The sequence below is a fragment of the Paraburkholderia sp. J41 genome, from assembly GCF_905220235.1.
In the GTDB taxonomy this organism is placed as follows: Bacteria; Pseudomonadota; Gammaproteobacteria; order Burkholderiales; family Burkholderiaceae; genus Paraburkholderia.
Window position 1 is genome coordinate 215,783 of the sequence record NZ_CAJMZE010000002.1, and the last position, 17,064, is coordinate 232,846.

Annotated in this window: 16 protein-coding genes, 1 tRNA gene and 3 pseudogenes; 6 read left to right on the forward strand and 14 right to left on the reverse strand. The window is 62.2% G+C overall.

The window, feature by feature from the left end:
- Positions 1-67: 67 nt before the first annotated feature.
- Positions 68-1,381 carry a histidinol dehydrogenase gene (gene hisD, locus U5805_RS02945; RefSeq protein WP_322101941.1) on the reverse strand — a complete coding sequence of 438 codons (1,314 nt, stop codon included), beginning with the start codon at positions 1,379-1,381 and terminating at the stop codon, positions 68-70.
- 175 nt (positions 1,382-1,556) lie between these two features.
- Between hisD and U5805_RS02950 the strand changes: the two genes are divergently transcribed.
- Positions 1,557-2,609, forward strand: a complete 1,053-nt coding sequence (locus U5805_RS02950) for a LacI family DNA-binding transcriptional regulator (protein ID WP_322101942.1) — start codon at positions 1,557-1,559, stop codon at positions 2,607-2,609.
- Between the two features lie 85 nt (positions 2,610-2,694).
- On the opposite strand, the gene U5805_RS02955 is transcribed toward U5805_RS02950, so the two are convergent.
- Positions 2,695-2,916: an alpha/beta hydrolase gene (locus tag U5805_RS02955; RefSeq protein WP_322101943.1), complete on the reverse strand. Its 222-nt coding sequence runs from the start codon at positions 2,914-2,916 to the stop codon at positions 2,695-2,697.
- A gap of 2 nt (positions 2,917-2,918) precedes the next feature.
- Positions 2,919-3,803: pseudogene (locus U5805_RS02960) on the reverse strand (IS110 family transposase); the annotation flags it as partial.
- On the opposite strand from U5805_RS02960, the pseudogene U5805_RS02965 reads away from it, so the two are divergent.
- Positions 3,734-3,961: pseudogene (locus tag U5805_RS02965) on the forward strand (MFS transporter); the annotation flags it as partial. The pseudogenes U5805_RS02960 and U5805_RS02965 sit on opposite strands and share 70 nt — an antisense overlap.
- Before the next feature lie 294 nt (positions 3,962-4,255).
- On the opposite strand, the gene U5805_RS02970 reads toward U5805_RS02965, so the two are convergent.
- The 3 genes from U5805_RS02970 to U5805_RS02980 all read right to left on the reverse strand — a co-directional run bounded on the left by U5805_RS02970 (position 4,256) and on the right by U5805_RS02980 (position 5,755).
- Positions 4,256-4,501 (reverse strand): helix-turn-helix domain-containing protein, encoded by a 246-nt coding sequence (locus U5805_RS02970; protein WP_415914529.1) that lies wholly within the window; start codon positions 4,499-4,501, stop codon positions 4,256-4,258.
- 35 nt (positions 4,502-4,536) lie between these two features.
- Positions 4,537-4,857: a nuclear transport factor 2 family protein gene (locus tag U5805_RS02975; RefSeq protein WP_322101944.1), complete on the reverse strand. Its 321-nt coding sequence runs from the start codon at positions 4,855-4,857 to the stop codon at positions 4,537-4,539.
- A gap of 274 nt (positions 4,858-5,131) precedes the next feature.
- Positions 5,132-5,755 carry a glutathione S-transferase C-terminal domain-containing protein gene (locus U5805_RS02980; protein ID WP_322101945.1) on the reverse strand — a complete coding sequence of 208 codons (624 nt, stop codon included), beginning with the start codon at positions 5,753-5,755 and terminating at the stop codon, positions 5,132-5,134.
- A 126-nt stretch (positions 5,756-5,881) separates the two neighbouring features.
- Between U5805_RS02980 and U5805_RS02985 the strand changes: the two are divergent.
- Positions 5,882-6,165, forward strand: a pseudogene (locus tag U5805_RS02985) (winged helix-turn-helix transcriptional regulator).
- Between the two features lie 592 nt (positions 6,166-6,757).
- A tRNA-Leu gene (locus U5805_RS02990) sits at positions 6,758-6,844 on the forward strand.
- Between the two features lie 91 nt (positions 6,845-6,935).
- Here U5805_RS02990 and U5805_RS02995 read toward each other — a convergent pair.
- Positions 6,936-7,709 (reverse strand): alpha/beta hydrolase, encoded by a 774-nt coding sequence (locus U5805_RS02995; RefSeq protein WP_322101946.1) that lies wholly within the window; start codon positions 7,707-7,709, stop codon positions 6,936-6,938.
- A 203-nt stretch (positions 7,710-7,912) separates the two neighbouring features.
- Between U5805_RS02995 and U5805_RS03000 the strand changes: the two genes are divergently transcribed.
- Positions 7,913-8,239, forward strand: a complete 327-nt coding sequence (locus U5805_RS03000; protein WP_322101947.1) for a hypothetical protein — start codon at positions 7,913-7,915, stop codon at positions 8,237-8,239.
- Positions 8,240-8,307: 68 nt separating this feature from the next.
- Here U5805_RS03000 and U5805_RS03005 read toward each other — a convergent pair whose 3' ends face one another.
- The 7 genes from U5805_RS03005 to U5805_RS03035 all read right to left on the reverse strand — a co-directional run bounded on the left by U5805_RS03005 (position 8,308) and on the right by U5805_RS03035 (position 16,385).
- Positions 8,308-9,702 (reverse strand): NAD(P)(+) transhydrogenase (Re/Si-specific) subunit beta, encoded by a 1,395-nt coding sequence (locus U5805_RS03005; RefSeq protein WP_322101948.1) that lies wholly within the window; start codon positions 9,700-9,702, stop codon positions 8,308-8,310.
- Positions 9,703-9,711: 9 nt separating this feature from the next.
- The gene (locus U5805_RS03010) at positions 9,712-11,262 is read right to left on the reverse strand and encodes a Re/Si-specific NAD(P)(+) transhydrogenase subunit alpha (RefSeq protein ID WP_322101949.1); all 1,551 of its coding nucleotides are present in this window, start codon (positions 11,260-11,262) and stop codon (positions 9,712-9,714) included.
- Between the two features lie 302 nt (positions 11,263-11,564).
- Positions 11,565-11,828, reverse strand: coding sequence for a hypothetical protein (locus tag U5805_RS03015; protein ID WP_322101950.1), 264 nt, complete (start codon positions 11,826-11,828; stop codon positions 11,565-11,567).
- Positions 11,829-11,844: 16 nt separating this feature from the next.
- On the reverse strand, positions 11,845-12,279 hold the full coding sequence (locus U5805_RS03020) for a PAS domain S-box protein (RefSeq protein ID WP_322101951.1): 435 nt from the start codon (positions 12,277-12,279) through the stop codon (positions 11,845-11,847).
- A gap of 127 nt (positions 12,280-12,406) precedes the next feature.
- Entirely contained in the window at positions 12,407-13,657 is a 1,251-nt protein-coding gene (gene frc / locus U5805_RS03025; RefSeq protein ID WP_322101952.1) for a formyl-CoA transferase, read from the reverse strand.
- Positions 13,658-13,692: 35 nt separating this feature from the next.
- Positions 13,693-15,438 carry an oxalyl-CoA decarboxylase gene (oxc, locus tag U5805_RS03030; RefSeq protein ID WP_322101953.1) on the reverse strand — a complete coding sequence of 582 codons (1,746 nt, stop codon included), beginning with the start codon at positions 15,436-15,438 and terminating at the stop codon, positions 13,693-13,695.
- Between the two features lie 227 nt (positions 15,439-15,665).
- Positions 15,666-16,385: a GntR family transcriptional regulator gene (locus U5805_RS03035; protein ID WP_322101954.1), complete on the reverse strand. Its 720-nt coding sequence runs from the start codon at positions 16,383-16,385 to the stop codon at positions 15,666-15,668.
- 280 nt (positions 16,386-16,665) lie between these two features.
- On the opposite strand from U5805_RS03035, the gene U5805_RS03040 reads away from it, so the two are divergent.
- The gene (locus U5805_RS03040) at positions 16,666-17,016 is read left to right on the forward strand and encodes a hypothetical protein (RefSeq protein WP_322101955.1); all 351 of its coding nucleotides are present in this window, start codon (positions 16,666-16,668) and stop codon (positions 17,014-17,016) included.
- Positions 17,017-17,064 lie beyond the last annotated feature (48 nt).

Here is a 17,064-nt window from a genome sequence, read left to right on the forward strand (position 1 = left end):
CTTTCGAATGCGCCCCGATCTGTCAACGATAATTCACTGATGCCGCGCGTTGGTCATCACCGCCGCGTCATCGCGCTGCGACACCCGCATACGGGACGTCCTGATGACCATACCGACGCACGCGCAGATTCGCCTGCTCCCCATGTGCGACCATGCCTTCGATAGCGCAGAGGCGCGAGCAATAGCTGCCGATCAGCGCACTTGCCTCGTCGGTAAGGACCTTCTGGTACGTGCAGGTCTTGATGAATTTGCCGACCCAGAGGCCGCCGGTATAACGCGCCGCGCGCCCCGTTGGCAGGGTGTGATTCGTACCGATCACCTTGTCGCCGAAGGCCACGTTTGTTCGCGGCCCGAGAAACAGCGCGCCGTAGTTCTTCATGTGCGTGAGGAAATAATCCGGATCACGCGTCATGACCTGCACGTGCTCGGAAGCAATGCGATCCGCCTCGCTGACCAGCTCATCGACTGTGTCAACGACGATCACGGCGCCGTAGTCACGCCAGGACACGCCGGCGGTGTTGGCCGTCGGCAGTACCCTGAGCAGTCGCTCGACTTCGGCGATGGTCTCCCGAGCCAGCTTGAGCGAGTTCGTCAGCAGGATCGCCGGCGTATTGAAGCCATGTTCAGCCTGGCCGAGCAGGTCGGTTGCACACATTTCCGCATCGACGCTGTCGTCCGCGATGATGAGGGTCTCCGAGGGTCCGGCGATCAGATCGATACCGATACGTCCGAACAGCTGGCGCTTGGCTTCGGCAACGAAAGCATTACCGGGGCCGACCACCATCGCGACGGGGTCGATCGATTCGGTGCCGAGCGCCATGGCGGCGATCGCCTGCACGCCACCGAAGGTATAGATCTCATCCGCACCGCCGAGATGCATCGCTGCAACGACGGCTGGATTCGGCTCACCCTGGACTGGCGGCGACGCAGCCAGAATGCGGGACACGCCGGCGACTTTTGCCGTTACCACGCCCATATGCGCGGACGCAACCAATGGGAACTTTCCACCTGGCACATAACACGCAACACTATCGACTGGCATGTTCTTGTGCCCGAGGACCACACCCGGCAGCGTCTCAGTCTCGACATCACGGATGGCCTCGCGTTGCACCTGGGCAAAGTTGCGGACCTGCGATTGCGCGAACCTGATGTCCTCGAGCTGGCCCGGCGAGAGATGCCGAATGCAGGCTGCGATCTCGTCGTCGCTGAGACGAAAGGAGGCTGGCGACCATTTGTCGAACTGCTCCGAGAAAGCGCGCACGGCGGCATCGCCCCGTTTCGACACGTCCGCCAGAATTCGGGTCACTACATCGCGTACTTTCGCGGCGTCTTCCGCAGCACTCTCCGCACTACGGCCATGTTTGAGAAATTGAATTGCCATCGTTTTTTCCATCCAGTTGCGATTGGATCTGTATGCAAGTTGATGTCGCATATAGATCGATGTACGAAAGTTATCATCGGCGGACTCTGCAAACCTCATGCAAAAACTAGTGACTTTCCCTATCGAAAATCGATTGCAGAAAACGTGAAAAAACGGTGTCTCGCAGGAGCCGAGCATGTCCGTTAAACACATTGGCCATGGGTCCTCCCATCGCGTACGGCTGGGCGATATCGCCATGAAACTGGGGCTGTCGATATCAACCGTCTCGCGCGCCTTGAGTGGACACACTGCCATCAGCGAAACAACGCGACAGGCTGTGCAGGTCACAGCCGCGGATATGGGCTTCCGCTTACCATCGATTGGAAGAAAACCTCGCAAGTCGGCAACCAGACTGATCGGAGTTGTCGTGGGCGCGCTGCACAACAGTTTCATGACTCAGTTGCTGACCTGCCTGCACGACGAACTTCAGTCCGTCGGCTATCAGATGACTCTGGTGATCGATCCAATGAACGATGCGAGAAACCTGGTCGCCTTTCGTCCGCTGATCGAGGGTTACCTGGACGGTCTGATCTTCGCAACTGCAACGCTCGATTCAGCTGTGGTCCCGGAAATGCATCGACGCGGTATCCCGCTCGTCCTCGTCGTGCGCAAAATCGACAACCTCAATGTGGACATCGTCGAAATCGACAATGCGCGTGCGGGTTCGACGGCCGTTGAGCATCTGTTTGGGCTCGGGCATCGCCATATCGGCGTGGTTATGGGACCGGAAAATACATCGACAAGCCGGGATCGCGTGGAAGGCATCCGGCGCTGGTTATCAGAAAAAGGAACTTCAAACACGTCGATCCGCGTGCGCTGGGGTGATTACACGACCGAATCGGGTTACGCCAACACTCTCTCGATGCTTGACGCACCTTCGCCGGTCACCGGCATCATTGCCGGCAACGACACCATCGCGCTGGGAGTACTGGATGCGGCCAGGAAACGAAAGATCAGCGTGCCCGCTCAGTTGTCGGTAGTCGGTTTCGACGACGTGCCGCTCGCCGCGTCGACGTTAATCAGGCTGACGTCGATCCGCCAGCCCGTCGAAATGATGGCACGCATCGCCGCGCGCAGGTTAATCGCGCGCATACAGCATAGCGTCCCACAATTGCCCAGTCACGATATCCTGCCGATTACGCTGGTCGACAGAGGGTCGACCGCGCCAGCGTTGGGAGCAGACAGATAGCGGTACGCCTCGCGTACCGCTGCAGACGGTGCAAGCTCAGACGCCCGATGCTCCGGCAAAATGCCGAAGGGCCAGCATCTTCGCCTTACCGCTTGTCGAGGAAATCGATCACCATCGCGTTCAACGGAGCAGCGCACTCCTCGGGCAGCCAGTGGCCGCAGTCGGGCAGCGCCATCCCAGTGACATGATCCGCGTAGCGGCTCACGACCCGCTTCTCGTATTCGCCCATGCCGCCGTTCCCGCCGCCGCCGATCGCAAGCATCGGGATTTCGATCTTCTGCCTGGCGAGTTCCTTGTTGTCGATCACGCCAGTAACGCACGCACTCGCCGGTTGCCCTGTTTGCTGATGCCCTGATCCACACGGCTCTCGCCGCTGTCGAAGGGTTGCGGCGCGAGGCCAACGCATGCACCGACCTGACGGCGGTTGCTGAATTGCCGCCAGAACAGTTCTAACGCCAGTCTTGATCCACCAACCGGCCCGATGCCGCTCAGGCGCGTGAGGCGATCGATCCGCTCACGCGCAGGCTCGGGCAGACTGGCTTCGCGCGTCTTCTCCAAGGTGACCAGTTGTTGCTCAACAAGTGTCAGCCGCGCGCACTCGCGAAGCAACCGTTCGTGGAGCTCGGCCGGGAGTGGCGCGCCGTCGTGACACCGTAACTCCCCGCGGGCGAGTCGGCCGGCGAACTTTCTACTATCGACCTCATCCCAGCAACCGAGCGTGACCAGCAACTTGCGCATGCGGTCACGGTGCTGGAGGACTTCCTTCTGCAGTTGCCCACGATCGCGCATCAGATGGCGGGATGCTTCATCCTGCGCCGATGGCACCCGGATCACCCGCATGCGGTCACGTTCGCCGCGCAACCACGCACTCAGACTGATGACAAGTTTGATCGCATCGAGCCGGTCAGTCTTCGCGCGCCGTTTGTGGCGTTCAACCGGGATACTTGCAGGATCGACGACATGACATTCGATCCCGCAAGCCTGTAGCGCGCGAAAGATCCAGAACGCGTCCTGACCCGCTTCATAGCTGACGACGACTCGTGCATCCGCTGGGAGTGCCCATTTCTCCTTTTGCTGCCCGATCAACGTTAGCACGGCCTGCAGGCGGGATACCGCTTGTGGCTCCGCTACCGTGTGCACGGCTGATGGCACTGCGCGTGGCCATCGCACTCGGGGGTATGCCGATCGGTGCACTGATCGTGTGGGTGGCGAACCATCTGGGTCCACGCTGGGCGCTTGGCGTCGGCGCGGCATCGGGCATCGCCGCGGCCTTCGTAGCCCTATACACCATGACGCGGCAGATTCATCGGCCGCGGCGGGACGATCTTCACAAGGGGAACGCCTCCCGCTAATATTGAACGACACGACTTCGCTGGCCTCGCAAGGCGGCGTGTATTACCGCCCGGACAGAATGGGCGAGACACGTGAATCCCCCGGCCAAAGCGGACACTCTGCGGCAAGCGCTTGACATGGATGAACCGCTATCATGCGATCTATAGTCCCGTCATCTCATCGCGCACCGGATGGGTAGCCAGACGATATTTTCGTGGTTAAATTAAACCCAAACCATTGACTCATAAGACTTTTTATAAAGAGACCCGAACAATACAGCAATGTCGCGCACCTTCTCTACGAAGTATGGATCATTAGACAGCCTGAAGCTTTTTGGCCGATGAGGCTGTACACAACGACAGATATCGGGCCACCGAACTCTTCGAAATCCCTATCTGTGCAGCAGCGGACCGCACGCTCCAGTGCTTTGCCCGGTCCGGCTTCGCCCGCAGTATCCTCGCCAGCAATTCCGCTACTGTTTCGTCATCATGCGTGCGAGGCCGCCCTGGACGGACTTCATCATGCAGACCGGCAAGTCCACCACTGCGCCACTGGTCTATGACGAATCCTCACGATGAGATTGGGATCGACCTGATCATTGTTCGAGCAAGACTGTCCCCTCCTCGATTCGAACAAAGCGCCCGTCGAGGTCCCGCTCCGCGGAGACATATATTTCTTGCGTAATCCGCGCCCCGTCGTACTTCAACAGGTCGATGACGAAACGTTCGGCATAGCGATTGCCATTGCTCACCTCATCCAGAACGGTGATCGTGGCATGTTCGATGACCTCTCGAACCCGGGCAATACGCGCCAGAAAAGTAGAACCGTCGTCCCAGTTTCCGTTTGCACGCTGACGGAAGTCCGAACCGAAATGTCGATCAGTCTCGTCAAATTCGCCCTGATAGAGCGCGCGCATCCGCTGCCGGTGCAAGTGGAAGCGACGCGCTGACCTGCTACTCGTTCCGCATGCGTTCATCCGGCTTCACCGTCATCACGAGCAAGACGAATATGGCGGCAATCGACCGCACGCAAGCGGCGCCGAACAGCCGCGCGTCGCGATGCACAAAGGTGTCCTGCCTCTTAAACTCGGGTGGGAGAGTTACGCCGTTAGGCAGCCTTGCTGAAAATCGTGCGCGTACGTTTTTCACGCGGTGATGTCTGCCGACGAGAGAGGCTTCTTTATGGCCGCCTTAGCCAAGCCCCTCTTCGGCTAGCGCGCGAGCGACCGAGGCCACCTTCTGCATTCGCTCGAGGTAAGCGTTGAGCCGCCTCGGCACATCGATATGGTGTTTGTCTGCCCATCTGAGCATGACGAACAGATACGGGTCTGCGACGGTAATCACATTGCCTGTGACGAACGGTTTGTCGCCCAACTGGAGGGCCAGCACAGCGAAATGTTGTGTCAGCAGTTGCTTCGCTGCGCTCTGCTCGCCCTCCGGTGCACGCTTCCACAGCGGCTTGAAGTCGCCATGAAGTTCGGTCGTCATGAACGACAGCGCTTCGATTGCATGCCAGCGGATCGGACCGTCTTTCGGCAGTAGCTTTCCGGTTCGCTCGGCGATATAGACGAGATTGGCCAGCGCTTCGGTCAGCACGATTCCGTCGTCAAGTTCAAGAGTCGGGACGAAGCCGTGCGGATTGAGACTGAGGAAATCCCGCCCGTCGGCGGTGCGCTTGTCGCGGGTGATACTGACGCGTTCAAACGGCAGTCCACCCTCGATTAGGCAAGGCTGCAGGCGCCGGGATGATAGAAAAGCTTCATGATATCGTCGAGTTGTCGTGCGGAAGGCGGATGGACACTCAGTATCCGACATGTCGCCGTTTGCCGAAAACGCATATTTTCAGGACCTAGTCATACGGATATGACCATGACTCCCGACGAGCCGCGCGATTGCCGCAACGTCAGCGAAATCCGTGGCCAGATCGGCGAAAAATGGACGATGCAGGTAGTGGTAGCGCTTCGCGACCAGCCGAGGCGCTTCAACGACATCAGGCGCAACGTGAACGGGCTCTCGCCGCAGATGTTGACGCGAACCCTGAAGACGCTGGAGCGCGACGGGTGGTCAGGCGCACAGTCCGTACGACAGCACAGCCACACGTCGAGTATGCGTTGACCGCGGTTGGACGATCGCTTGCCGAGCGGGTCCGGCAACTGGCTGAATGGGCTCGTGCGCATCGTACGACGATTCAGGACAACCGATCACGCTACGACGGGCATCACTGAGGTTCGCGGTGATCCCAACGATCGGCACTTCACCGACTCCTGACAGCCGGGCCGACAGTGCGGATGAGGCGAGATGCTCCTCCATATCATCCGGAATTTGCGGTGGACTTGTGATTGTCAGATGCCAGCGCCGCCGCCCCCGGCCTGCCTAGTCGTGTTGCGCGTGCGCAACACCACGTGTTGGGTAAGCGAGAAATGCGATCACATTGAAGGTCTCGTCCTACAGCTTAGTACATCAGCAAGTACATGACGACCACCTGTTCTGGCCACATCTTTTATTAATCAACAACTTATATGCTCTTTTCGAGTCCTCTCCTGGGCACCAAGATTCAGAAAAGGCCGGCTTTACGCCGGCCTTTTTGTTTTTGCGCCGCGCGTGGCGCCGTACCTTGTACGGCATCATCCGAAACTTGCCAGCGCGATCGTAGTGCGCGAGTCAGCACGTCAAGTCCACGATTTATCGCCGGATAACTCATTGCCGGATACTTGTCGCCGGATTTCGCACGCTGGTTTCCTCTTCGGGCGTTTTCTGAAAACATCTGTTGACAGGATGCTGAATTCGCAACATAATCTTCTTCTAGCTTGAAGACGTGCCCAGGTGGCGGAATTGGTAGACGCACCAGGTTCAGGTCCTGGCGGTGGCGACACTGTGGAGGTTCGAGTCCTCTCTTGGGCACCACGCTCTTCCTGCTAAAGATTTATCAAAAAAGCCCGCAATCGCGGGCTTTTTTGTTTTCCAGCGGCGCATCATCCGCACCGCTCCTTGCGCATCAATCGCGCGCATTCGCCATCGCTTCCACAGCCTCGACGATCGCCTCCGGCGCCTCGCGCTGCACGAAGTGCTCGCACGCCGGCAGACTGACGTGCCTCGCGCGCGCCGAAAGCGCCAGCAATTCCGCATGCATGCGCTCCCAAGCCTGCTGCATCGCCGGCCGTCGCTCCGGCGGCAAAATCGACGCGTTCTGAAACGAACCCGCCGTCATCACCGCGAGCGGCAAATCCGGCGGCAAGGCAGCAGCGCGCACAGCACGAAAACTCGCCGGAAAGTCGATCGATTCGGGCGTCGTCGCGGGGTTGCGCCAACCGCGCGTCCATAGCTCCCGCATGCGCACGAGCGCCGCCGGATCGCCGCTTGCCGCCGGGGGAAACGCCGGGCCGAGGCGCTCGAACTGCGCCTCGTGCATCGGCTCGACCAGGACGAGACCGCACACTATCTCGGGGTATCGCTGGGCGAAAAGCCGCGCCAGCAACCCGCCGAACGAATGACCGACGAGCAGATAAGGCGCCGGCACGCGCGCGGCCTGAAGCAGCGCATGCAGTTCATCGACGATTTGCGTAGCGTCGCGCGGTCCCTGGACCGGATCGCTTTCGCCGCGCCCGGCGCGGTCGTAGCGAAACACACGGCAGGTGCGTTCGAGCGCGGCCTGCACCGGCTGCCAGTCCGCGCTTTGCGCGCCCAGGCCGGTTTCCAGCACCACGCTCGGGCTGCCCGCGCCGCTCGCCAGATACGCGAGACGACGCCCGTCGATTTCCACGAATTCCATGCGTCGCGCCCTCCTCGGCACCGCCTCTCCGGCGCTAGTCCCGCACGCCACGTGCCGCCGCCCGTGCCGCCACCCGTAACTGATGCCCATCGTTATATTTCATGGTATACATTGCTTTCGGCATGGCGCAAGGCACTGGGCGCGCCGCCGGAGGCACGCCGCATGCGCGCCAGTACCATGAAAGTGCAATGAGGGAGACCCGGATGGAAATCGTTGTCGTCGCCGCGATCATCGCCGTGAGTTTCGGCGCCGCCGCGACCTGGCTGCTGGCAACGCGCCTGCCCGCGAGCTGGCTCGAACATAGCGCCAACGAAGGCCGCTATGCGCATCTTGGCGTCGACGACACCGCGCCTGAGGAAGCGGACTCGCGCCGCGCGCAAGCGCGCACCGAGGTCCGGCGCGTGCGCCGCGCTCGCGCGCGCTGGCATTTTCAGCGTGCCGCGCAGATGATGCGCACGCTGCGCCATCGCGATCGCGGCCATTGCGGCGATCGCACGCTGATGGAGCACAATGAGAAAACGCGCGCCTAAGCGCGCGTCTTTCACTTGCGTGCTTCTCTCTTCCCTCCTTTCTTCCCGCCTCTAACCTCCCGCTACGCTCACGCAGCTTCGAGTTGCCTCAGCAACGCGTCGACGCTGCCCTTCGCATCGCCGAACAACATTCGTGTGTTGTCCTTATAAAAGAGCGGATTGTCGACGCCCGCATAGCCCGTCGCCATGCTGCGCTTCGAAACGACCACGGTGCGCGCCTTCCACACCTCGAGCACCGGCATGCCCGCGATGGGACTCGCGGCGTCTTCCTGCGCGCCGGGGTTCACGATATCGTTCGCGCCGATCACCAGCACGACGTCGGTGCTCGTGAAGTCGTCGTTGATCTCGTCCATTTCGAGCACGATGTCGTACGGCACTTTCGCCTCGGCGAGCAGCACGTTCATGTGGCCCGGCAAGCGCCCCGCCACGGGATGAATGCCGAAGCGCACGCGGATGTCGAGCGCGCGCAGCCGCCGCGTGATCTCGCTGATGGTGCCTTGCGCCTGCGCGACCGCCATGCCGTAACCCGGCACGATCACCACTTCCGTCGCGTCGCGCAGCAGCGAGCCCACTTCGTCGACGGTGGTCGCCACCACCTCGCCTTGCGGCGTCGCGCTCGCCGCCGCGCTCACCGCGCCGAAACCGCCCAGAATCACCGAAACAAAGCTGCGATTCATCGCCCGGCACATGATGTAGCTGAGAATCGCGCCGCTCGATCCCACCAGCGCACCCGTCGTGACGAGCAAGTCGTTGTCGAGCATGAAGCCCGTCGCGGCCGCGGCCCAACCCGAATAGCTGTTGAGCATCGACACGACCACGGGCATGTCCGCCCCGCCGATCGCCATCACCAGATGCACGCCCAGCGCCGCCGCAAGCACGCACATCACGATGAGCGCATAGAGCGCGTCGGCGCCGTCGGGTGCGCTCACGAACCGATAGCCGAGCACGACGCACGCGCCCAGCACGACCGCATTGAGCAGATGCCGCGCGGGCAGCACGAGCGGCTTGCCGCTCACCGTGCCTTGCAGCTTGAGGAACGCGACGATCGAACCGCTGAACGTGACCGTGCCGATAAACGCGCCCACGAATATTTCGGTTTCGTGGATCGCGCGCTCCACGCCGCTCATCGCCGTGGCGGGCGAAAGATAGTTGGCAAAGCTGATCAACGTGGCCGCGAGACCCACGAAGCTATGCAGCACCGCGACGAGTTGCGGCATCTGCGTCATCTCCACACGCCTCGCAAGCAATGCACCGAGACCGCCGCCCACGAGCGCCGCGGCCAGCGCGATCTCCAGCCCGGCGCCGCCCGTCACGAGCAGCGTGGCCAGCACGGCGATCACCATGCCGCACACGCCGTATAGATTGCCGCGCCGCGCGCTCGCGGGATGACTCAAGCCGCGCAGGCTGAGGATAAAGAGCGTTGCCGCACCGAGCCACGCCATGTTGCCGATTCCGTTAAGCATGACGTCTCCTCAGGTTCGTTGGAACATCTTCAACATGCGCTGCGTGACGAGAAAGCCACCGGCGATGTTGATGGTCGCGACCACCAGCGCGATACCCGCCAGCACGCTCACGACCGCACTCGCGTTGCCCGGATGCAGCAGAGCGCCGATCACGATGATGCCGCTGATCGCATTCGTCACGCTCATGAGCGGCGTATGCAAGGCGGGCGTCACGTTCCAGACCACCTGATAGCCGACGAACACCGCCAGCACGAACACCGTGAAGTGCGCGACGAACGACGGCGGCGCCACGCCGCCCAGCGCCAGCAAACCGAGCGCGATGACGGCGAGCGCCACGAGCGGTCCCACGCCGCTGCGGCGCGCATTCGTTTCGGCATCCTTATCAATGGCCACGCTCAACGGCGCGGCCGTTTGCGGCGCCACCGTGACCTGCACGGGCGGCGGCGGCCAGCACACGGTGCCATGCTGCATCACCGTGGTGCCGCGCTGCACGACGTCGTCCATATTGAGTTGAAGCACGCCGTCCTTCGCGGGCGTGAGGTCGGTGAGCAGATGGCGCACATTGGTTGCATACAACTGGCTCGACTGATTCGCCATGCGGCTCGGCAGATCGGTATAGCCAATCACGGTCACGCCGTTCACGCTCACCACTTCGCCCGCGCGCGTGAGTTCGCAGTTGCCGCCCTGCTCGGCCGCCATGTCGACGATCACGCTGCCCGCGCGCATGCATGCCGCCATTTTCGCGTCGATAAGACGCGGCGCCGGCTTGCCGGGAATCAGCGCCGTGGTGATGATGATGTCGACTTCGCGCGCCTGCGCCTCGAACAGCGCCATCTCGGCTTCGATGAATTTCGCGCTCATCTGCTTCGCGTAGCCGCCCGTGCCGCCGCCTTCCTCCTCCACATCGACGCTCAGGAATTCCGCGCCCATGCTCTCGACCTGCTGCCCCACTTCGGGACGCGTGTCGAAGGCGCGCACGATTGCGCCCAACCCGCGCGCCGCGCCGATCGCCGCCAGCCCCGCGACGCCCGCGCCGATCACGAGCACCTTCGCGGGCGGCATCTTGCCCGCCGCCGTGATTTGTCCCGTGAAAAGGCGGCCGAAATGCTGCGCGGCTTCGATCACGGCGCGATAGCCGGCCATGTTCGCCATCGAACTCAAGGCGTCGAGCTTTTGCGCGCGCGAGATGCGCGGCACGCAATCCATCGCGAGCACGGTGGCCTCGCGCGCGGCCAGCGCATCGAGCAGCGCCGCGTTTTGCGCGGGCCACACGAAGCCGATCAGCGTCGCCCCCGGCTTGAGCGCCTGGACCTCATCGAGCGCCGGCGGCCGCACCTTGATGACGATATCGGCTTCGCGCCACAGCGCTTGCGCATCGCCGACGATACGCGCGCCGGCTTTGACGTACGCGTCGTCCGTATATGAGGCGAGCGCGCCCGCGCCGGTTTCGACCTCGACCGCATAACCGAGCTTGATCAGTTGCGCGACGCTTTCCGGCGTCGCCGCGACGCGCCGCTCGCCTTCGTGAATTTCGCGCGGAACGGCAATCGTCATCGGCATGACGCACCTCCCTGCGAAGCATGGGGCGAAGCATGGGGCGAGACGTGACGCGCGTCATGCGCGGGACAATACGAGATCGACGGCGCGCCAGGAAACCTGGTGCGCCGGCAGCGAGGCCATTTCATGAAACGTCTCCTGTGTCGGCCCTCGTCGACGCGCCAGCGTCTTTCTCGGGCCTGATGTTTGAATTCTGTAGAGAAGTCGCGCGCGGAACGCGCCGCGACGGTAGTGCGATTCGCTTGTCTCCGGCCAGCCACCGATCGGCTAACCCACCGATTGGCTAACCCGCCGATCTGCTACCGTTAGCTATCCTGAATGATTCGCGCGCCAAAAATATTGCCGCTCCTGAGAAAATCGAGTGCTGACTGGCGCGCGCCTTCGATCGCCGCCGCCTCGCTCGCGAAGACGGTTTCGTCGATCATCCATTCGCGGGAGAACGCCGCATTATCGGCGTCCTGCGCGGGCGCGCGCGTATGAACCGACGCGAATCCGGCCCAACCGCCGTTGTGAATCAATTGCCGGGCCGAGAGCTCGACCTCGTAGTGACCGAGTTGTTCGGTATGCATCGACGTCTCCCATTGATCAGGATTGCTGAGCTTGCATTTCGAGTTCGGTGATGCGCTTCTTGAGCGCGCGCTCCTCCTGGAAGCGCGCCGTCTCGTCGCGAATCACGGCCACGATGCCCGTGATCTCGCCTTGTGGCGAATGCAGCAGCGCGACCGTGAAAGCAATCGACAGCGCGCGTCCCGCCTTGTCGACGGCCGGCACGCGCAACAGGTCGTGGCCGTAGCGCGTTTGTCCCGTCGCCATGGTCTTGTGATAGCCGTCCCAATGACGCCCGCGCAAACGTTCCGGAATGATGAGATCGAGCGTCTTGCCGAGCGCTTCCTCCTGCGTATAGCCGAACATGCGCGCGGCGGCCGGATTCCATAGCGTGATGTCGCCGGCGGCATCGGAAATGATGATGGCGTCGCCGACTGCGTCGACGAGCTGTTCGAAATCGATGGCGGATGACATGGGCGTGCCCGGGTGGGAAGACGTTGGTATGCGCCGCGCGGTGCGGGATGTTCGGCCCGCGCCGCGCGTCGTCCTGCTCGAACGCGGTCGCGCCGCGTCCGTTCCTGCTCGCTACTACCGCGAGACGTTAAACCGCCCGCGTTTCATGCAGTGCCGCGATCTGCTGCGGCGTATAGCCCAGGTCGGCCAGCACCTCGTCCGTATGCTCGCCGAGCAACGGCGACCCCGTGATTTCCGGCTTCAGATCCGAGAACTTGATCGGGCTGCCCACCGTGAGATACGAGCCGCGTTCCTTGTGCGGCACTTCGACGATGGTGCCGCTCGCGCGCAGCGAAGGATCGTCCGCGATTTCCTTCATGCTGAGCACCGGCGCGCACGGAATGTCGAACTTGCGCAGGATGTCGATCGCTTCGAACTTGGTCTTGTCCGAAAGCCACTGCTCGATCGTGTCGAAGATTTCGAAGATGTGCGGCTGACGCGCCTGCGCCGTCATGTAGTTCGGGTCGTTGATCCACTCCGGCTTGCCGAGCGCGCGGCAGATCGGCTCCCAGGCGTGGCCCTGCACCGTGAAATAGATGTACGCGTTCGGATCGGTTTCCCAGCCCTTGCACTTGAGCACCCAGCCCGGCTGGCCGCCGCCGCCCGCATTGCCGCCGCGCGGCACGACGTCGCTGAACGTGCCGTGCGGATACTGCGGGTACTCTTCCAGATAGCCCACGCGGTCGAGACGTTGCTGGTCGCGCAATTTCACGCGGCAGAGGTTGATCACGCTGTCCTGCATCGACACGGCCACCTTCTGGCCCTTGCCCGTCTTGTCGCGGCCGATCAGCGCCGTGAGAATGCCGATCGCGAGATGCATGCCCGTGTTGCTGTCGCCGAGCGCGGCCGCGCTCACCGTCGGCGGGCCGTCCCAGAAGCCCGTGGTCGAGGCGGCGCCGCCCGCGCACTGCGCGACGTTCTCGTACACCTTGAGGTCGTCGTAGTGATGGCCTTCGCTGAAGCCCTTCACCGAAGCAACGATCATCTTGGGGTTCAGCTCCTTGATGTATTCCCACGTGAAGCCCATGCGATCGAGCGCGCCGGGGCCGAAGTTCTCGACCATCACGTCCGATTCGCGAATCAGCTTTTCCAGCACTTCCTTGCCTTCGGGCTTCTTCGTGTCGAGCGTGAGCGAGCGCTTGTTGCTGTTGAGCATCGTGAAGTACAGCGCGTCGACTTCGGGAATGTCGCGCAGTTGCGAGCGCGTGACGTCGCCGGCGCCGGGGCGCTCGACCTTGATCACGTCGGCGCCGAACCACGCGAGCATCTGCGTGCACGCGGGGCCTGCCTGGACGTGCGTGAAGTCGATGATCTTGATGCCTTCGAGGGGTTTGCTCATTCTCGTATCTCCTTGGTCTATCCGGTCAGTAGGACTTATTTCTTCATGGCCGCGCTTTGCGGATTCAGGTTCGTGAGGCGGCCGCTTTCCGTGCCCGCCGATTCGTCGATGACGGCGTTGATGAGCGTGGGCTTGCCCGACGCGATCGCTTCGAGCAGCGCCTTCGTCAATTCTTCAGGTGTGCTGACGTTGTGGCCGATGCCGCCGAACGCCTCGATCATCTTGTCGTAGCGCGCGCCCTTGACGAACACCGTGGGCGCGACGTCGGCGCCGCCGGTCGGGTTCACGTCGGTGCCGCGATACACGCCGTTGTTGTTGAACACGATCGTGCAAACCGGCAGGTCGTAACGGCAGATCGTTTCCAGTTCCATGCCCGAGAAGCCGAACGCGCTATCGCCCTCGATCGCCACGACCTGCGTGCCGCTCGTGACCGCCGCGCCGATCGCGAAGCCCATGCCGATCCCCATGATCCCCCACGTGCCCGAGTCGAAGCGCTTGCGCGGCTGATACATGTCGATGATGCTGCGTGCGTAGTCGAGCGTGTTCGCGCCCTCGTTGACCACGTTGATGTCGGGGCGCGTCTTGAGCACGTCGCGAATCGCGCGCAGCGCGCTGTGGAAATTCATCGGCGACGGATTCTTCGCGAGCGTCGCCGCCATTTTTTCGAGGTTCTTGTTCTTGCGCTCGGCGATGGCCGCGAGCCATTCGGCCGAAGGCTTCGGGAAATCCGCGCCGATGCCGGCGACGAGCGCCTCCACGCACGAACCGATATCGCCGATCACGGGCGCTTCGATCGCAACGTTGCTGTCGATTTCCGTCGGCGCGATGTCGATCTGCACGAACTTCTTCGGGCCGGCCGCCGCGCCCCACGTCTTGCCCTTGCCGTGCGAGAGCAGCCAGTTCAGGCGCGCGCCGATCAGCACCACGGCGTCGGCTTCGGCGAGCACGAACGAACGCGCAGCGGAAGCCGACTGCTCGTGCGTGTCGGGCAGCAAGCCCTTCGCCATCGACATCGGCAGATACGGCACGCCGGTCTTTTCGATCAGCTCGCGAATCTGCGCATCGGCTTGCGCGTAGGCAGCGCCCTTGCCCAGCAGAATCAGCGGACGCTTCGCATTCCGAATCACTTCGAGCGCGCGCTGAACCGAATCGGGCGCGGGAAGCTGGCGCGGTGCGGCGTCCACCACCTTCACGAGCGACTGCTGGCCCTTCACGGCGTCGAGGGTCTGCGCGAGGAGCGCCGCGGGCAAGTCGAGATAAACGCCGCCCGGGCGGCCCGACACGGCGGCGCGAATCGCGCGCGCCACGCCGATGCCGATGTCCTCCGCATGCAGCACGCGATACGCGGCCTTCGCGTAGGGCCTGGCCGCGTTGAGCTGGTCCATCTCTTCGTAGTCGCCCTGCTGGAGATCGACGATTTCGCGCTCGCTCGAACCGCTGATGAGAATCATCGGGAAGCAGTTCGTGGTCGCGTTCGCGAGCGCCGTGAGGCCGTTCAGGAAACCGGGCGCGGAAACCGTCAGGCAGATGCCGGGCTTCTTCGTCATGTAGCCCGCGACCGCCGCGGCGTTACCCGCGTTCTGCTCATGACGAAAGCCGATGAAACGCATGCCTTCCGCCTGTGCGAGCCGCGCGAGGTCGGTGATGGGAATACCGACCAGGCCGAAGATCGTGTCGATATCGTTGAGTTTCAGCGCGTCGATGACGAGGTGAAAACCGTCGGTCGTTTGCTGCGCTTGCGGCGCGTCTTGCTGCGCCTCGTTGATGCCTGCTTCTGCCATGACGTCTCCTCTTTGGCGGGGCGTTTGTGAGTTCGGATGCTGCATTCGCAACTCGTGATATACAATATTCCACACACAATATTAGTCAAGACGTTTTTTCCCGGCTACGGACACGTCTTAACCGCTTCTTTAACCGCTTTTGATACGGACTCCGTAATATTTCTTTCGTCTTGTTTTCGATCCAGACGAAAACGCTATGAATGCCTGCGGCTCATGCGGCGGCCGCTTCAATCGAGGAAGTCGCAGTTCGCTTCCACGAACAATGCAAGCTCGATCGAGTGCTGCCGCACGAGTTGCTCGACGCGCTCGGTGTCACGCGCTTCGAGCGCTTCGATAATGCGCATGTGATCGACGATCGAGCGCGAGGCACGGTCGCTCTGCGCGATCGTCATGCGCCGGATCGCGCGCACATGCATGAAGATGTTCTTGATGGTGTCGACGATGATGGGCGACTTCGACAATTCCACGAGCGACTGGTGAAACATGATGTTCGCCTCCGAATACTCCTCGATGTGCTCCGAAGGCGTGGCGTCGTCGAAGGTCGCGAACATGCGGCGCAAATTGGCGATGTCTTCGTCGGAGGCGCGTTGCGTGGCGAGACGCGCGGCGATGCTTTCGAGCGCCGCCCACATATAGATCATCTCCACGATCTCCTTGCGCGTCTTGCGCAGGATGTACACGCCGCGCCGCGGCACCGTCCGCAGAAAACCTTCCTGTTCGAGCAGCGTCATCGCTTCGCGCACCGGCGTGCGGCTCACGCCCAGCTTCTCCGTCAGTTCCTTCTCATCAAGACGAATTTCGTCTCGCGAACGATAGATGTCGGTCTCCGCAATGGCCTGCTTGAGCCGCGCATAAGCCTGATCGCGCAGCGAGGCGGTAGCGTTGATCGGCTCGAGCGTCAACGTGACGGGGATGATCCCCGCAACTTCCTGTCTTTCGGCGGACATCGGTCGTTTGTCTCCAACGTTCTGTTTAGCCGGCGCTGCGCTAGAAAATTTCTTATTTCAAATACAATATATCAGTGTTCAACAAAGCGCCATGCCGGGTTTACGCTCAAGCGGCGCGAGGAACCATAAACATAAGTTTCGACTTATGTTTATCGAAAAAAACTTTAACTATCGTTTATCCATCGGCCCTTCTACGCTGTCTTCACGCCACTCCCATTCACCTTGATCTGGAATCGCACCCGGCACGTCAGGCGCAGGTTGCGATTGACAGGAGACTGCCATGAGCCATCCGATCGCCGCGCACGACGCACAGCTCGACGCGCAACTCTGCGCATTCAACAATGCGTTCGCCGAGCTGGGCCTGCGCTTTCGCTGGGACGCACATACGCTGCACACGCTCGCGCCCATTGCCGGCGAGCGCGCACGCGTGGCCGCGTTCATCGAAACGCATCATGCGCATCTGTTGAAGGCTTACAGCATGGAGTTTTTGTGCGAGGCGATTCTTGCGCGCAAGAATGCGCAAGCGCCCGGCGAGTGGCCAGGCGCGCCGGCCAGCCAGCGCGCGGCGTTCGCGCCGGCGCTGAGCCAAGGCTGGCACGAAGCCGGATTGCCCGCGCTCGCGGGCGCATAAAGACGAAATCCGTCTGGATCGCCGCGTTATGGGCGCGATCCAGACGGA

Coding starts and splice junctions, on each gene's coding strand:
- U5805_RS03000 (WP_322101947.1), top strand. CDS start 7,913: ATGGAAATCGTTGTCGTCGCCGCGATCATCGCCGTGAGTTTCGGCGCC.
- U5805_RS02995 (WP_322101946.1), bottom strand. CDS start 7,709: ATGGAATTCGTGGAAATCGACGGGCGTCGTCTCGCGTATCTGGCGAGC.
- oxc (WP_322101953.1), bottom strand. CDS start 15,438: ATGGCAGAAGCAGGCATCAACGAGGCGCAGCAAGACGCGCCGCAAGCG.
- U5805_RS03010 (WP_322101949.1), bottom strand. CDS start 11,262: ATGCCGATGACGATTGCCGTTCCGCGCGAAATTCACGAAGGCGAGCGG.
- U5805_RS02950 (WP_322101942.1), top strand. CDS start 1,557: ATGTCCGTTAAACACATTGGCCATGGGTCCTCCCATCGCGTACGGCTG.
- hisD (WP_322101941.1), bottom strand. CDS start 1,381: ATGGCAATTCAATTTCTCAAACATGGCCGTAGTGCGGAGAGTGCTGCG.
- U5805_RS02980 (WP_322101945.1), bottom strand. CDS start 5,755: ATGTCGGATACTGAGTGTCCATCCGCCTTCCGCACGACAACTCGACGA.
- U5805_RS03015 (WP_322101950.1), bottom strand. CDS start 11,828: ATGCATACCGAACAACTCGGTCACTACGAGGTCGAGCTCTCGGCCCGG.
- U5805_RS03020 (WP_322101951.1), bottom strand. CDS start 12,279: ATGTCATCCGCCATCGATTTCGAACAGCTCGTCGACGCAGTCGGCGAC.
- U5805_RS03040 (WP_322101955.1), top strand. CDS start 16,666: ATGAGCCATCCGATCGCCGCGCACGACGCACAGCTCGACGCGCAACTC.
- U5805_RS02975 (WP_322101944.1), bottom strand. CDS start 4,857: ATGCGCGCGCTCTATCAGGGCGAATTTGACGAGACTGATCGACATTTC.
- U5805_RS03035 (WP_322101954.1), bottom strand. CDS start 16,385: ATGTCCGCCGAAAGACAGGAAGTTGCGGGGATCATCCCCGTCACGTTG.
- U5805_RS03005 (WP_322101948.1), bottom strand. CDS start 9,702: ATGCTTAACGGAATCGGCAACATGGCGTGGCTCGGTGCGGCAACGCTC.
- frc (WP_322101952.1), bottom strand. CDS start 13,657: ATGAGCAAACCCCTCGAAGGCATCAAGATCATCGACTTCACGCACGTC.